At 73.9% G+C, this 13,880-nt stretch carries 12 protein-coding genes; 11 read left to right on the top strand and 1 reads right to left on the bottom strand.

All coding sequences use genetic code 11. The features are described 5' to 3' along the window. Positions 1–398 precede the first annotated feature (398 nt). From ssd to EMA17_RS24105, 7 genes are all read left to right on the top strand, one after another. Positions 399–1,490 carry a septum site-determining protein Ssd gene (gene ssd, locus EMA17_RS24075; RefSeq protein WP_170222227.1) on the top strand — a complete coding sequence of 364 codons (1,092 nt, stop codon included), beginning with the start codon at positions 399–401 and terminating at the stop codon, positions 1,488–1,490. After that, entirely contained in the window at positions 1,487–2,869 is a 1,383-nt protein-coding gene (locus tag EMA17_RS24080) for a TadA family conjugal transfer-associated ATPase (RefSeq protein ID WP_246126858.1), read from the top strand. The genes ssd and EMA17_RS24080 overlap by 4 nt, the downstream gene beginning before the upstream one ends. A 544-nt stretch (positions 2,870–3,413) precedes the next feature. Beyond that, the gene (locus tag EMA17_RS24085; RefSeq protein WP_160161532.1) at positions 3,414–4,028 is read left to right on the top strand and encodes a type II secretion system F family protein; all 615 of its coding nucleotides are present in this window, start codon (positions 3,414–3,416) and stop codon (positions 4,026–4,028) included. Beyond that, positions 4,025–4,738, top strand: a complete 714-nt coding sequence (locus EMA17_RS24090) for a type II secretion system F family protein (RefSeq protein WP_126639196.1) — start codon at positions 4,025–4,027, stop codon at positions 4,736–4,738. Before EMA17_RS24085 ends, EMA17_RS24090 begins: the two co-directional genes overlap by 4 nt. A gap of 75 nt (positions 4,739–4,813) precedes the next feature. After that, a complete protein-coding gene (locus EMA17_RS24095; protein WP_246126859.1) occupies positions 4,814–5,011 on the top strand; it encodes a DUF4244 domain-containing protein in 198 nt (65 codons plus the stop codon). Positions 5,012–5,081: 70 nt separating this feature from the next. Then, entirely contained in the window at positions 5,082–5,417 is a 336-nt protein-coding gene (locus EMA17_RS55415) for a TadE family type IV pilus minor pilin (RefSeq protein WP_170222222.1), read from the top strand. Continuing rightward, a complete protein-coding gene (locus tag EMA17_RS24105) occupies positions 5,414–5,791 on the top strand; it encodes an Rv3654c family TadE-like protein (RefSeq protein ID WP_246126860.1) in 378 nt (125 codons plus the stop codon). The genes EMA17_RS55415 and EMA17_RS24105 overlap by 4 nt, the downstream gene beginning before the upstream one ends. Before the next feature lie 1,157 nt (positions 5,792–6,948). Here EMA17_RS24105 and EMA17_RS24110 read toward each other — a convergent pair. Beyond that, positions 6,949–9,234 (bottom strand): DEAD/DEAH box helicase, encoded by a 2,286-nt coding sequence (locus tag EMA17_RS24110; RefSeq protein WP_371863037.1) that lies wholly within the window; start codon positions 9,232–9,234, stop codon positions 6,949–6,951. 198 nt (positions 9,235–9,432) lie between these two features. Here EMA17_RS24110 and EMA17_RS24115 point away from each other — a divergent pair, with 198 nt between their 5' ends. The 4 genes from EMA17_RS24115 (at position 9,433) to EMA17_RS24130 (ending at position 13,879) form a co-directional block, all read left to right on the top strand. Continuing rightward, a complete protein-coding gene (locus EMA17_RS24115; protein WP_078976516.1) occupies positions 9,433–9,774 on the top strand; it encodes an STAS domain-containing protein in 342 nt (113 codons plus the stop codon). Positions 9,775–9,853: 79 nt separating this feature from the next. Then, on the top strand, positions 9,854–10,321 hold the full coding sequence (locus EMA17_RS24120) for an ATP-binding protein (RefSeq protein ID WP_126639198.1): 468 nt from the start codon (positions 9,854–9,856) through the stop codon (positions 10,319–10,321). Positions 10,322–10,604: 283 nt separating this feature from the next. Beyond that, the gene (locus tag EMA17_RS24125; RefSeq protein ID WP_126639199.1) at positions 10,605–12,959 is read left to right on the top strand and encodes a sodium-translocating pyrophosphatase; all 2,355 of its coding nucleotides are present in this window, start codon (positions 10,605–10,607) and stop codon (positions 12,957–12,959) included. A 149-nt stretch (positions 12,960–13,108) separates the two neighbouring features. Next, positions 13,109–13,879 (top strand): hypothetical protein, encoded by a 771-nt coding sequence (locus tag EMA17_RS24130; protein WP_126639200.1) that lies wholly within the window; start codon positions 13,109–13,111, stop codon positions 13,877–13,879. Position 13,880 lies beyond the last annotated feature (1 nt).

Here is a 13,880-nt window from a genome sequence, read left to right on the forward strand (position 1 = left end):
CCCGATGCGGGTCGGTTCCCTCGTGATTGTCGGCGGTTGTCGGCGGTTGTCGGCGGTTGTCGGCGGTTGTCGGCGGTTGTCGGCGGTTGTCGGCGTTGCGCTTGTCGTGGGGAATCGGGTGGGGATTTCGGAGTTGCGGGTGAGCGGGGTCGCGGAGGTGGGTGGGGAGCGAGGGCCCGCGGGGGTGTGGGCCTTGCGTTCGGGGGTGGAGGTCGGGGCAGTGGCGGCGTCGGAACGGCCCGGTTTGTACCTCGCGCGAGTGAATCCGTAATCCACAGTCGCGGGCTTGTCCACAGGTGGGAACCACCCGCTCGGCGGAACGCGCGATTGCCGCGACGGTTGGGGTCAGTTCCCGGGAGGGCCGGTTCGGCCGGACCTCCCCGACCCCTGGAGGTTCCGTGGCAGCGCTTTCCCCACCTCGGCCGGCTCGTCCGCTCCTGGTGACCGGCGATCCGGCCCTGCTCGACGAACTCCTGCGGCTGTGCGCGGTGGCCGGGATCGAGCCCGAGGTGCAACCGGACGCGGGCGCGGCGCGGGCCGCCTGGCCGGGGGCGCCGCTGGTGATCGTCGGCGACGACGTGACCCCGGGGTTGGCCCGGTGCGGGCTGCCGCGTCGCGAGGACGTGGTGCTGATCGGCGACGACCTGGACGACGGCGACGTGTGGCGGCGGGCGGTGGACGTCGGCGCGGATCACGTGGTGTTCCTGCCCGACGCGGAGCACTGGATCGTCGATCGGTTGGGCGATGTCGCCGAGGGCACCGGGCCCGACGCGCACACCATCGCGGTGCTCGGTGGGTGCGGCGGCAGCGGGGCCAGCACGCTGGCCTGTGCGCTCGGGGTGGCGGCGGTGCGGACCGGACTGGCCACCGCGCTGGTGGACGTGGACCCGCTGGGCGGCGGCCTCGACGTGCTGCTCGGCGGCGAGGACGAGAGCGGGCTGCGCTGGTCCGATCTGGCGAGCGCGCGCGGGCGGATCGACGGAGGCGCACTCTCCGATGCGCTGCCGCACCTGCACGGGTTGACCGTGTTGTCCTGGGACCGGGACCGGCCGCCCGCGATCCCGCCGGAGACGGTCCGCTCGGTGGTGCGGGCGGTGCGCAGGCGCCACGACGTGGCGGTGCTCGACGTGCCCCGGCATACCGACCCGGTCGCGGCGGAGGCGCTGCGGCTGTGCGATACGGGGCTGTTGGTGGTGCCGGCCGAGGTGCGGGCGCTGGCCGCGGCGGCGCAGGTGGCGGGCCGGGTGGGGTCGATGGTGCGCGATCTGCGGGCGGTGGTGCGGCAGCCGAGTTCGTCGGGGCTGACCTCCGAGGCGGTCGCGCGGGGCCTGGGGCTGGCGCTCGCGGGGGAGTTGCGGCCGGAGGCGGGGTTGGCGGCGGCCACCGAACGGGGTGATCCGCCGGGGCTGCGCACGCGGGGGCCGTTGGCCCGGTTCTGTCGGGACTACCTCGCGGGCAATCCGGCCGGCGTGGCGCGGGAGGCGGCGTGAGCGCGCGCGAGGTGCCACCGATGCCGCCGTTCCCGCCGCCTGGTGCGCCGCCGCTGCCGTCGAGGGGCGTGCGGTCGGACCGGGTGCCGCAGCCGCCGCCGTGGCCGGTGCCGGCGCCGCCGGTCGGGGGCACCGGGGTCTTCTCCGCGCCGCAGCCGCGACCCGTCGCGGTGCCGGTCGCGGTGCCGGTCGTGTCGGCCGGTCCGGTGATCGCTCCGCCGCCGGATCCGGCGTTGGTCGAGGCGGTGCGGGCGCGGTTGGCCGCCGGGGGGCACGAGCCGACGCCCGCGGCGGTGGCCGCGGCGTTGCGGGCCGAGGGGCGGGTGCTCGGCGAGGCGGCGTTGCCGGACCTGGTCCGGGCGCTGCGGTCGGAGATTGCCGGGGCCGGGCCGTTGGACGTGCTGCTGCGCGACCCGGAGGTGACCGACGTGCTGGTCAACGCGCCCGACGAGGTGTGGATCGATCGGGGCGCGGGTCCGCAGCGCACGGCGGTGACCTTCGCCGACGACGCGGCGGTGCGGCGGTTGGCCCAGCGGTTGGCGAGCGGGGTCGGGCGGCGGTTGGACGACGCCTCGCCGTATGTGGACGCCACGCTCGCCGACGGTGTGCGGCTGCACGCGGTGTTGCGGCCGGTCGCGGTGCGGGGTACGTGCCTGTCGTTGCGGGTGCCTCGGCGTACCTCGCTCGGGGTGGCCGACCTGGTGCGGGCCGGCTCGTTGTCGCCGGCCGCGGCCGAACTGCTGTGTGCGGTGGTCTCGGCGCGGGCCGCGTTCCTGGTCTCGGGCGGCACGGGTTCGGGCAAGACCACGCTGTTGGGGGCGCTGCTGGGTTGTGCGCATCCGGCCGAACGGTTGCTGCTCGCCGAGGATTCGGCCGAATTGACGCCGCGTCACCCGCATGTGGTGCGGCTGGAGTCGCGGCCGGCCAATGTCGAGGGCGCGGGCGAGGTCACCCTGCGCGACCTGGTCCGCCAGGCCCTGCGGATGCGGCCGGACCGGCTCGTGGTCGGCGAGGTGCGGGGCGCCGAGGTGGTGGAGTTGCTCGCGGCCCTGAACACCGGGCACGAGGGCGGTTGCGGCACGGTGCACGCGAACTCGGCGGCCGATGTGCCTGCGCGGTTGGAGGCGTTGGGGGCGCTGGCCGGGCTCGGCCGGGGCGCGGTGCACAGCCAGGTGGCGGCCGCGCTCGATCTGGTCGTGCATGTGGTGCGCGAGCGCGACGGGTTGCGGCGGGCGGCCGAGGTCCATGTCCTGGAACGGGACACGGCGGGCTGGGTGCGACCGGTCCCGGCGGTGAGCTTCGAACGTGCCGGTGGCTGTCGGCCGGGCCCGGGCCACGGCAGGTTGGCCGCGCTGCTGGCCGGGTGGTGGCGCGGATGACGACGGCGTCGGGGGCCGGCGGGTCGGCTCGGCTCGGGTGTCCTCGAGCGACGGATGGGCCGGGTCGGGTTGTGCCGGCCGGTTCGGGTGGCGGTTCGCGGGAGCTTGCGGTGGTTGACATCACGCGCCGGACGGGCCGGGTGGGGTTGTGCTCGCGGGTTCGGGTGGCGGTTCTCGGGTGCCTGCGGTGGTTGTCCTCACGCGCCGGACGGGCCGGATTCGGGTGGGGGCTTCCGGGTTTCCGCGGTGCGCGTTCTCGGAGGCTCGGGTGGGCGGCGGGTTCCCGGGTGGTTGTGGCGGTTGGGTGGGGGTGGTGTGGGTGATTTCGGTGATGGTGGGGGCGTTTGGGGTTGGTGGGCTGGTTTGGTGGTCGATGGCTCGGGTGGGGCCTGGGCGGTTGCCCGGGGTGTTGGGGGTTTCGGGCGGCGGGTGGGGTGGGCGGTCGGCCTGGGTGGGGGTGGTTCGGCGGCGCCGGGTGGTCGCGGCGGTGTTGGCCGCCGGGGGCTTGGCGGCCTTGGTGTCGGGGTCGGTGGTGCCTGTGCTCGTGGCTTTGCCGGGAGCCTGGGTGGTGCGGCGGCGGCGGGATCGGGTCCGGGCGGAGCGGGATGCCGGAGCGGTGCGTCGCGGCGTGGTGCGGCTGTGTGCGGCGCTGGCGGGGGAGTCGCGGGCCGGGCGCACGCCGGCACAGGCGTTGGCCGCCGCGGCGCACGCGGTGGACGGACCGATCGCCGCGGTGGTGGGCGAGGCGATCGGGACCGCCCGGGTGGGTGGCGACGTGCCGGACGCGCTGGATCGCGCGGCGGCCGTGCCCGGGGCGGCCGGGCTGCGTCGGATCGCCGCCTGCTGGCGGATCGCGACCGGGCGCGGCGCCGGGTTCGCGCCGGCCCTGGAGCGGATCGCGGCGGGTCTGCGGGCCGAGGAGGACGCGCACGAGGAGGTGATCGCCGAACTCGCCGGGGCCCGCTCGACCGCGCAGGTCCTGGCCGGGCTGCCGGTGTTCGGTCTGTTCCTGGGCGGCGCGCTGGGGGCTCGGCCGGTGGAGGTGCTGTTGCGTACGCCGGCCGGGATCGGGTGTCTGTGCGCGGGGCTGACCCTGGTGGCGGTCGGTCTGGAGTGGACCGATCGCCTGGTTGCCCGAGCCGGGCCGGTGCCGGGATGAGCGCGGCGGCGGTGCTGGTGACGGTCGTCGCGGCGGCGGGCGCCGCGGCCGGTGCGGTGCGGGGGCGGGGCCCGGAGCTCCGCCCACGGTCGGCGAGGGGGCGGGATCCGGCGCTCGGTCGGCGGGCTGCGGCGGGGCTCGGCGGGGTGGCGGTGTTCGCGCTGTTCGGCGGCTGGCTCGGGGGTGCGGCCGGGCTCGTGGTGGCGGTCGTTTTGGATCGACGGCTGACCGGCCTGGAGTCGCGGTCGGGGCGGGCTCTGCGGGATCGGCTGCGGGCCGATCTGCCGCCCGCGGCCGACCTGTTCGCGGCGTGCCTGGTGGCGGGCAGCACGCCGGCGGACGCGGCCGAGGCGGTGGCGCACGCGGTCGGCGGGCCGCTGGCGGGCCGACTGCGGCCGATCGTGGCCTCGTTGCGGCTCGGCGGCGACCCCGGGCGGTGCTGGCTCGGGCTGACCGACGATCCCGTGCTTGCGCCCCTGGGGCGGGTGTTGGCCCGGGCGGCGACCGGTGGCGTGCCGGCGGCGGTCCTGGTCGCCGGGATGGCCGACGAGCAACGGGCCGAGCAGCGCCGGGCCGCGACCTCGGCCGCCCGCCGGGTGGGGGTGCGCGCCACGGTCCCGCTCGGGTTGTGCTTCCTGCCTGCTTTCCTGCTGGTCGGGGTGGTCCCGATCGTGATCGGGCTGGGCACGGCGCTGCTGAGGTCGAGGTGAGTCGGCGGGGTCGGGTGCGGAATGCACATGTTCATGAATGTTTCATGCGGTTTTGTATCGATGAGGGGGAGACTCATGCGCATCTCGATTCCGAGCGCACGTCGAGTGTGGTCGTGGTTGCGTGTCGACACCGGGATGACCACCGCGGAATACGCGGTCGGCACGGTCGCCGCGGTGGCGTTCGGCGCGGTGTTGTTCAAGATCGTGACGAGTCCGGGAGTCGCTGCGGCGCTCACCAAGGTGATCACCAAGGCGCTCGATGTCTCGTTCTGAGGCCCGTGACGAGGCGGGTGCGGGTGCGGGCCGCGCGGCGGTGCGGGGGCTTCGTGGGGCGGACGGATTCGTGACCGCGGAGACCGCCGTGGTGTTGCCGGTACTGGTGGTGTTGACCGCCGTGCTGACGGCCGGGATCGGGGCCGCCGCAGCGCAGATCCGCTGTGTGGACGCGGCGCAGGCGGGGGCGCGGGCGCTGGCGCGGGGCGAGCCGACCGAGGTCGCGGTGGCGCGGGCCTCCGCCGCGGGGCCGGTCGGTGCGCGGACGGGGGTGTCCGGTGGGGACGGTCTGGTGCGCTTCCGGGTGTCCGCCGAGGTCGGCGTGCCGGGTGCGGCCTGGGCCGGGGTCACGTTCCACGTGGAACATACGGCGGTGGCGGCCGTCGAGGCGGAGGCGCCGCCGTGAGGGGAGGCCGCTCGGGTCAGGATGGCTCGGCCACCCTGTGGGTGCTCGCGTTCGCGTTGATCCCGATGTGCGCGGCGGCGTTCGTCTTCGCCTTCGCCGGAGCGGTCGCGGCCCGCCACCGCGCGGGCGCCGCCGCCGACCTGGCCGCGCTGGCCGCGGCGGCCCGATTCGCCGCCGGATCCGGCCCCGACGAGGCCTGTGCCCTGGCCCGCCGAGTGGCCCGAGCCCAGCACGTGGACCTGACGAGCTGCCACCTCACCGACGGCTTCGCCGAGGTCCGGGTATCGGCGCCCGCCCCGACGGGCACGGCCCGGGCCACCGCCCGAGCCGGCCCGGCGACCCCCGACCTGCCACCCGACCCCCGCCCCCCGTAGACCCCACCCCGGCCACCAACCCGGGCAACCCCGTCCGGCCCAACCACACCGGACTCCGCCCACCCGAAAGCCTCCGCCGACCCGCCGCCGGCTCCAAGCCGGCGGCCACCACCCGATAGAGCCCGACCCCCACTCCACCTCTCGGCCCACACCCCCGGCCCACAACCCCCGAACCCCAGTCCACCCGCCCCGACCGTCACGCCGTCCCCGGGCCGCGATTCACAACTGCGGCCCCCGACCTGGGTCCACCACCCCCGGCTCTTGGCCGGCGTGCGGGTCTCGGATTGCGGTTCACGGTCCCGGCCTCCGGCCCGGTCCACCGGTCCCGGCTCTCGGCCGGCGGGCGGATCTCGGGTTGCGGTTCACAGGGCCCGCTCTGCCCCCGCCTCCGGCCCTGGCCACGCCACCCGGCCCCGGCTCTTGGCCGGCGGGCGGGTCTCGGGTTGCGGTTCACAGACCCGGCTTCGGCTCCAGGCCCGGCCTCGGGCCCGGTCCGCCGGTCCCGGTTCTCGGCCGGCGGGCGGATCCCGGGTTGCGGTTCACAGGGCCCGCTCTGCCCCCGCCTCCGGCCCTGGCCACGCCACCCGGCCCCGGTTCTTGGCCGGCGGGTCTCGGGTCGCGGTTCACAGGCCCGGCTTCGGCCCCAGGTCCGGCCTCGGGCTCGGTCCGCCGGTCCCGGTTCTTGGCCGGCGGGCGGGTCTCGGGTTGCGGTTCACGGGCCCGCTCCGCCCCCGCCCCCGCCTCCGGCCCCGGCCACACCACCCGGCCCCGGTTCTTGGCCGGCGGGTCTCGGGTCGCGGTTCACAGGCCCGGCCTCGGCCCCAGGTCCGGCCTCGGGCTCGGTCCGCCGGTCCCGGCTCTTGGTTGGCTGGTCGGTCCCGGGGTGCGGTGGTCGGGGCAGGGGCACGGGCTGCGAGCCTGTCGCGGGTTGCGGTTCGGAGGGCCGCCCACCGGTCACGGCCCCGCACCCAACCTTGGCCTCGCTCTGCGGCTCCCGGTCATGGGCTCCAGCTCACCGCCCCGACCTCGGGCCTCGGCTCACGCCCTGGCCCCGCCCGCCCCGGCCCCGCCCGGCCTCGGCCGTCCATCCCCGCTACTCGGCTCACGGCCTTGGCCGGCCTCGGCCCGGCCCCGGCTCAGGTTTCGGGCTCGGTGGTTCAGTCCTGCTGCTCGGCCGGCTTTCGTGCTTCCTGGAGGAGTGCGTCCAGCAGGGCGATTGCTGCCGGCTTGTTCAGGGGCTGGTTGCCGTTGCCGCATTTGGGGGACTGGATGCAGCTCGGGCAGCCGTGGTCGCATTCGCAGGAGGCGATGGCCTCCCTGGTCGCGGTCAGCCAGGTGTCGGCGGTGACGTATGCGCGTTCCGCGAAGCCGGCGCCGCCCGGGTGGCCGTCGTAGACGAACACGGTCGGCAGGCGGGTGTCCGGGTGCAGCGAGGTGGACACCCCGCCGATGTCCCAGCGGTCGCAGGTGGCGAACAGCGGCAGCAGGCCGATCGAGGCGTGCTCGGCGGCGTGTGCGGCGCCGGGCAGGTCGGTCGGGTCGATGCCCGCCTCGGCGACCTGTTCGGGCGTCACCGTCCACCACACGGCCCGCGTGCGCAGGCTGCGCTCGGGCAGGTCCAGCTTGTGCTCGCCCAGCACCTCGCCGGTGGCGATCCGCTTGCGCTGGAAGGAGACCACCCGGCCGGTGACCTCGACCGAGCCGAAGTGCAGGCGGGCCGCGCCCCACTCCCGGCTGCGCACCGTCTCCAGGATCCGGATCTCGGTGACCTCGCGCGCGCTGGTGGTCCAGTCCGGATTCGCCGGCCGCACCAGCGCCACACCCTCGCCGAGGTCGAGCTCGCGGACCAGGTAGGTGTCGCCCTGGTGCAGGTGTACCGCCCCGGGGTGCACCGCCGAGTGCGCGGCGGGCGCGTCGACCGTGCCCAGGATGCGGCCGGTGTCCTGCTCCACCACCCGCACCGCCGGCCCGCCCGCGCCGCGGATGTCGGTCAGGTCGGTGGCCCGCTCCCGGCTGGTCCAGTACCAGCCGGTGGACCGCCTGCGCAGCAGCCCGCGCCGTTCCAGACCCGGCAACAACTCGGCGGCAACCGGTCCGAACAGCTCCAGGTCCTCGTCGGTCAGCGCGAACTCGGCCGCGGCCGCGCACAGGTGCGGGGCCAGCACGTACGGGTTGTCCGGATCGAGCACCGTCGCCTCGACCGGCCGATCGAACAGCGCCTCGGGATGATGCACCAGAAACGTGTCCAGCGGATCGTCCCGCGCCACCAGCACGGCCAGCGCCTCCCGCCCGGCCCGTCCCGCGCGTCCGGCCTGCTGCCACAGCGAGGCCCGGGTGCCGGGATAGCCCGCGATCAGCACCGCGTCCAGCCCGGAGATGTCCACGCCCAACTCGAGCGCGGTGGTCGCGGCCACCCCCAGCAGGCTGCCGTCGTGCAGCGCCCGCTCGATCGCCCGCCGCTCCTGGGGCAGATAGCCCGCGCGATAGGTGGCCACCCGGTCGGCCAACCCCTCGTCCACCCGGGCCAGGTGGTCCCGGGCGATCACCCGGACCACCTCCGCGCCACGCCGCGAGCGCACGAACGCCACCGTACGCACCCCGTCGAGCACCAGGTCGGTGAGCAGATCGGCGGTCTCGGCCGTCGCGGTACGCCGTACGGGCGCACCGTGTTCACCCTCGTGGCCGGTCAGCGGCGGCTCCCAGAGGGCGAACACCAGTTCGCCGTGCGGCGAGGCGTCCTCGGTCACCGCGACCACCGGCGCGCCGATCAGCCGCTCGGCCGCGACGGCCGGATCGGACACCGTGGCCGACGCCAGGATGAACACCGGGTCCGATCCGTACCGGCGACACACCCGACGCAACCGACGGATCAACTGGGCCACATGGGAGCCGAAAACGCCGCGATAGGTGTGGCATTCGTCGATCACCACGTAGCGCAGCGTGCGCAGGAACGCGCCCCACGAGCGGTGTCCGGGCAGCAGCGCGCGGTGCGCCATGTCGGGATTCGTCAGGACGTACGACGCGTGCGCGCGCACCCATTGGCGGATCTCGACCGGGGTGTCACCGTCGTACGTGGCGGTGCGGACACACCCGAGCGCGGGGTGCGCGGCGCGCAACTCCTCGACGGCGCGCGCCTGATCCGAGGCCAGCGCCTTCGTCGGAGAGAGGTAGAGTGCGGTCGCACCGCGCCCGCTGGGCGCGCCCGCGCCCTCGACCAGGGTCGTGAGAACCGGCAACAGATAGGCGAGGGACTTGCCCGAGGCGGTGCCGGTGGCGATCACGACCGAGCGGCCCGATGCCGCAACAGAGGCGGCGCGGGCCTGATGTTCCCAAGGCAGTTCGATACCCGCGCCGCGAAACGCGTCGCCCACCTCCGGCCGAACCCAGTCGGGCCAGGCCGAGGTGATGCCTTCGCGAGCGGGTATGCGCCGGACGTGCGTCACTCGTTCGGGTCGATCCCGACCCGCCATAAGGCGGCCGAGAAGACCTTCCGGGGGGCGTGTACTGGGCTGCATCGGGCACCAGTGTTACATCCAATGTCGCGGGATTCATCGTCCCCTAGTGCCCATAAGTGGTTGAATGCCTTGGCGGCTGCCGATCCATGGGGGGCGACCGCTCAAGAGCAAGGTGCTGGAGGATCCGTGGACTTGTCCCTGTCGACCCGAACCGAGGGCGGTCGTACGATCGTCGAGGTGGGCGGCGAGATCGATGTATACACCGCACCCAAGCTGCGCGAGCAACTGGTGGAACTCGTCAACGAAGGCCAGTTCCACCTGATCGTCGACATGGAAGCAGTCGACTTCCTGGACTCGACCGGGCTCGGTGTGCTGGTGGGCGGCCTGAAGCGGGTGCGTGCCCACGAAGGGTCGTTGCAGTTGGTGTGCACTCAGGAGCGCATCCTGAAGATCTTCCGCATCACCGGCCTGACCAAGGTCTTCCCGATTCATCCGTCGGTGGCCACGGCCATCGAGGCGTCCGACTGACCGACCGTACGTCCTGACCGGACGCACATCGCACCCGCGCGGATCCGGGCGGGTGCACGCACGGCTGGGGGAACGAACCATGGCCATCGTCGAGCTGCGCTTCAGCGCGCTGCCCGAACACGTCCGCACGGCGCGGCTCGTCGCCGCCGCCGTGGCGCGGCGAGCGGGGGTTGCTGAGACGGTGCTCGACGAGGTGCGCCTCGCCGTCGGCGAGGCGTGTTCCCGAGCCGTCGGGATGCACCGGAGCCGGGCGGACGACGACCGCCCGGTCACGGTCACCCTGGACGACGGCAACGGCCGCTTCTGTATCGAGGTCAACGACGGCGTGCCGCAGCCGGCGTTGACCGAGGCGGGCGTCGCGGAGGGGGCCGGGCTGGTGCCCGACCTGTCCGCGAACGGCTCCGGCCTCGACCTGATCGAGAACGAGATGGGTCTGGCCGTGATTCTCGGCCTCGTCGACGATCTCGACGTGCGGGCCGGCGCCGAGGGCGGCGTGATCCGCATGTCGTGGCCCTCCGGCGCCAAGTCCGCCGAGACCGTGGGCTGACCCGGGGTCCGTCCGGCCCCACCCCGCTCCACCACGCCATCACGCTCCACCGCATCGCCTCCGGGACACCCGGGGGCGATTTTCGGCGTTCCCGTGTATCCCGATTTCCGGGTCGTAAAACCTGATTCCGGATCGATACGCCGATTTTGGGAATCGCGCCCGGATTTCATCGGTAATTTGATCCGATCATGGCGATTCCCATGGTCTGATCTTGATCATTTGCATACACTCCTTTCGCATTGAGAAGTCCCGATCTGAAAGTGCTCCTAGCCAAGGAGGACGAATGTCCGGGATCCACCCCTCCGAACTCCAACTCGCCTCGGACGTGTCCGTGTCCGGCGGCAATATCACCTATGTCGTGATCGTCGCGGTGATCGCCCTCGGTGCCCTGGGCGTCGCCGCCGGACTCGTGCGTCAAGTGCTCGGCGCCGACGAGGGCACCGATTCGATGCGCCGGATCGCCGTCGCGATCCAGGAAGGCGCGGCGGCCTACCTCACCCGGCAGTTCCGCACCCTGGCCGTGTTCGCGGCGGGTGTCTTCTTCCTGCTCATGCTGTTGCCGGCCGACGACTGGAACCAGCGGATCGGCCGCTCGCTGTTCTTCCTGGTGGGCGCGGTCTTCTCGGCGGTCACCGGGTACGTCGGCATGTGGCTCGCGGTGCGCAGCAACGTGCGCGTGGCCGCGGCCGCCCGAGCCGGCGCCGGCAGCCGGGACACCGCGATGCGGATCGCCTTCCGCACCGGCGGGGTCGCCGGCATGTTCACCGTCGGTCTGGGCCTGTTCGGCGCCGCGCTCGTGGTGATCCTGTACCGGGAGAACGCTCCCAAGGTGCTGGAGGGCTTCGGCTTCGGCGCCGCGCTGCTCGCGATGTTCATGCGTGTCGGCGGCGGCATCTTCACCAAGGCCGCCGACGTCGGCGCCGACCTGGTCGGCAAGGTCGAGCAGGGCATCCCCGAGGACGACCCGCGCAACGCCGCGACGATCGCCGACAACGTCGGGGACAACGTGGGCGACTGCGCGGGCATGGCCGCCGACCTGTTCGAGTCGTACGCGGTCACCCTGGTCGCCGCGCTGATCCTGGGCAAGGCGGCGTTCGGCGACGCGGGCCTGGTCTTCCCGCTGATCGTGCCCGCGATCGGGGTGCTGACCGCGGTGGTGGGCATCTACACGGTCGCCCCCCGCGCGGGCGACCGCAGCGGGATGAGCGCGATCAACCGGGGCTTCTTCGTCTCGGCGGTCATCTCGCTCGTCCTGGTCGCGGGCGCCGCGTTCCTGTACCTGCCGAGCAAGTTCTCGGACCTGGACGGGCTGACCGACCAGGAGATCCTGGCGCACGACGCCGACCCGCGCGTGTTCGCGCTGGTGGCGGTGCTGATCGGGATCGTGCTCGCCGCGGTCATCCAGCAGCTGACCGGCTACTTCACCGAGACCAGCAGGCGACCGGTGCGCGACGTCACCAAGACCTCGCTGACCGGTCCGGCGACGGTGATCCTCTCCGGCATCGCGCTCGGTCTGGAGTCGGCGGTGTACGCGGCGGTGCTGATCTCGGTCGCGGTGCTCGGCGCGTATCTGCTCGGCGCCGGCATCGTCATGCTCGCGCTGTTCGCCGTCGCGCTGGCGGGCACCGGTCTGTTGACCACGGTCGGGGTGATCGTGGCCATGGACACCTTCGGGCCGGTCTCCGACAACGCGCAGGGCATCGCGGAGATGTCCGGCGACGTCGAGGGCGAGGGCGCGCGGGTGCTCACCGAGCTCGACGCGGTCGGCAACACCACCAAGGCGATCACCAAGGGCATCGCCATCGCGACCGCCGTGCTCGCGGCGACCGCGCTGTACGGGTCCTACCGGGACGCGGTGCGCACCGCCGTGGACGAGGCGGGCGGACTGGACGCGGCGTCCAAGCTCACCTCGCTCTCGTTCGCCACCGACATCACCCAGCCGAACAACCTGGTCGGGCTGATCCTCGGCGCGGCCGTGGTGTTCCTGTTCAGCGGCCTGGCGATCAACGCGGTCTCGCGCGCGGCGGGCGCGGTGGTCTTCGAGGTGCGCAACCAGTTCCGCACCCGACCCGGGATCATGGACGGCAGCGAGTTGCCCGAGTACGGCCGGGTGGTGGACATCTGCACCCGCGACTCGCTGCGCGAGTTGGCCACGCCCGGACTGCTCGCGGTGATGGCTCCGATCGCGGTCGGCTTCACCCTGGGCATCGGCCCGCTGGCCGCGTTCCTCGCCGGGGCGATCGGCACCGGCACCCTGATGGCGGTCTTCCTGGCCAACTCCGGCGGGGCCTGGGACAACGCCAAGAAGATGGTCGAGGACGGCGACTACGGCGGCAAGGGCTCGGCCGCGCACGAGGCCACCATCATCGGCGACACGGTCGGCGACCCGTTCAAGGACACCGCCGGACCGGCGATCAACCCGCTGCTCAAGGTGATGAACCTGGTGTCCCTGCTGATCGCCCCGGCGGTGGTCAAACTGAGCATCGGCGCGGACGAGAACGGCGCCCTGCGGGCCCTCGCGGCGGCCTTCTCGGTCGTGGTGATCGTGGGCGCGGTCTGGTACAGCAAACGCAAGTCGGTGGTCGTCGGCGACGGCGATCAGGACCGCGAGGAGCAGCCGACCAAGGCGGCGGCCTGATCCCCGACGATCCGAGGTACGTACGGGCGCGGAACCGGAGAAACCGGGACCGCGCCCGTGCCGCGTTCGGGCCCGCGGTTTGACCGGACACCTTCACGCTGTGCGAGTCTGCGTCCGGCTCCGAGGGAAGTCCGAACGAAGGTGGAAGCGTGTCGAGGAAGTTCCTGGTGGTCTCCGCGCTGGTCCTGGCGTCGGCCCTGACCGCGTGCGGCGGCGGCGACGGCAAGAGCGACGAGGACAAGAAGAAGCAGGCCGACCTGAAGGCGTGGGCCGCCAAGGTCTGCGCGACGGAGGTCACGGCGCGGATCGACGAGGCCCGGGCGGCGCTTGCCGACGTGGACAAGGTGGTCCCCAACGAGTCGCCCACGACCCTGCGCACCCGGCTCGCGGTGGACGTGTCCCGGCTCGCGGACGCGGACAACGCGCTGGCCGACGCGATCGACAAGGCGTCCATACCGGCGGTGCCCGACGGCGCCACGCTGCGCATGTCCGTGGTCGACGAACTGCGCAACGCGGCCAAGGGCTGGGCCGGGATCCAGCACCGGATCGAGGGCCTGGCGGCCGAGCAGCAGAACGTGTTCGCCGACGGGCTGCGCTCGCTGGGACCGGAGATCGACGCGCTGCGGGCGTCCTCGAACACCGCGCTGAACAAGCTGCACCGCGGCGAGGCGGGCAAGGCGCTCGCGTCGGTGCCGGGTTGCGCGGCGGGCAAGGCCGACGTGATCCCGACCGCGCCGGCGACCTCGGCGCCCACGACCGGCGCGTCCCCGAGCAGCACGCCGAAGGGGTCCACGGCGCCGAGTTCGCCCGCCCCGTCCGGATCCACCGCGCCGAGCGGCCCGCCGCCGTCGAGTGCCGGCGCGGACTCCTCGTCGCCGCCGCCGAGCGGCACCACGAGCGCCCCGCCGGCGACGGGCTGAC

The sequence above is a fragment of the Embleya hyalina genome (assembly GCF_003967355.1).
Lineage (GTDB): Bacteria > Actinomycetota > Actinomycetes > Streptomycetales > Streptomycetaceae > Embleya > Embleya hyalina.

Excerpts from the sequence above, each read along its gene's own strand:
- EMA17_RS24120 (WP_126639198.1), top strand. The coding sequence starts at position 9,854 with ATGGCCATCGTCGAGCTGCGCTTCAGCGCGCTGCCCGAACACGTCCGC.
- EMA17_RS24125 (WP_126639199.1), top strand. The coding sequence starts at position 10,605 with ATGTCCGGGATCCACCCCTCCGAACTCCAACTCGCCTCGGACGTGTCC.
- EMA17_RS24095 (WP_246126859.1), top strand. The coding sequence starts at position 4,814 with ATGCGCATCTCGATTCCGAGCGCACGTCGAGTGTGGTCGTGGTTGCGT.
- EMA17_RS24090 (WP_126639196.1), top strand. The coding sequence starts at position 4,025 with ATGAGCGCGGCGGCGGTGCTGGTGACGGTCGTCGCGGCGGCGGGCGCC.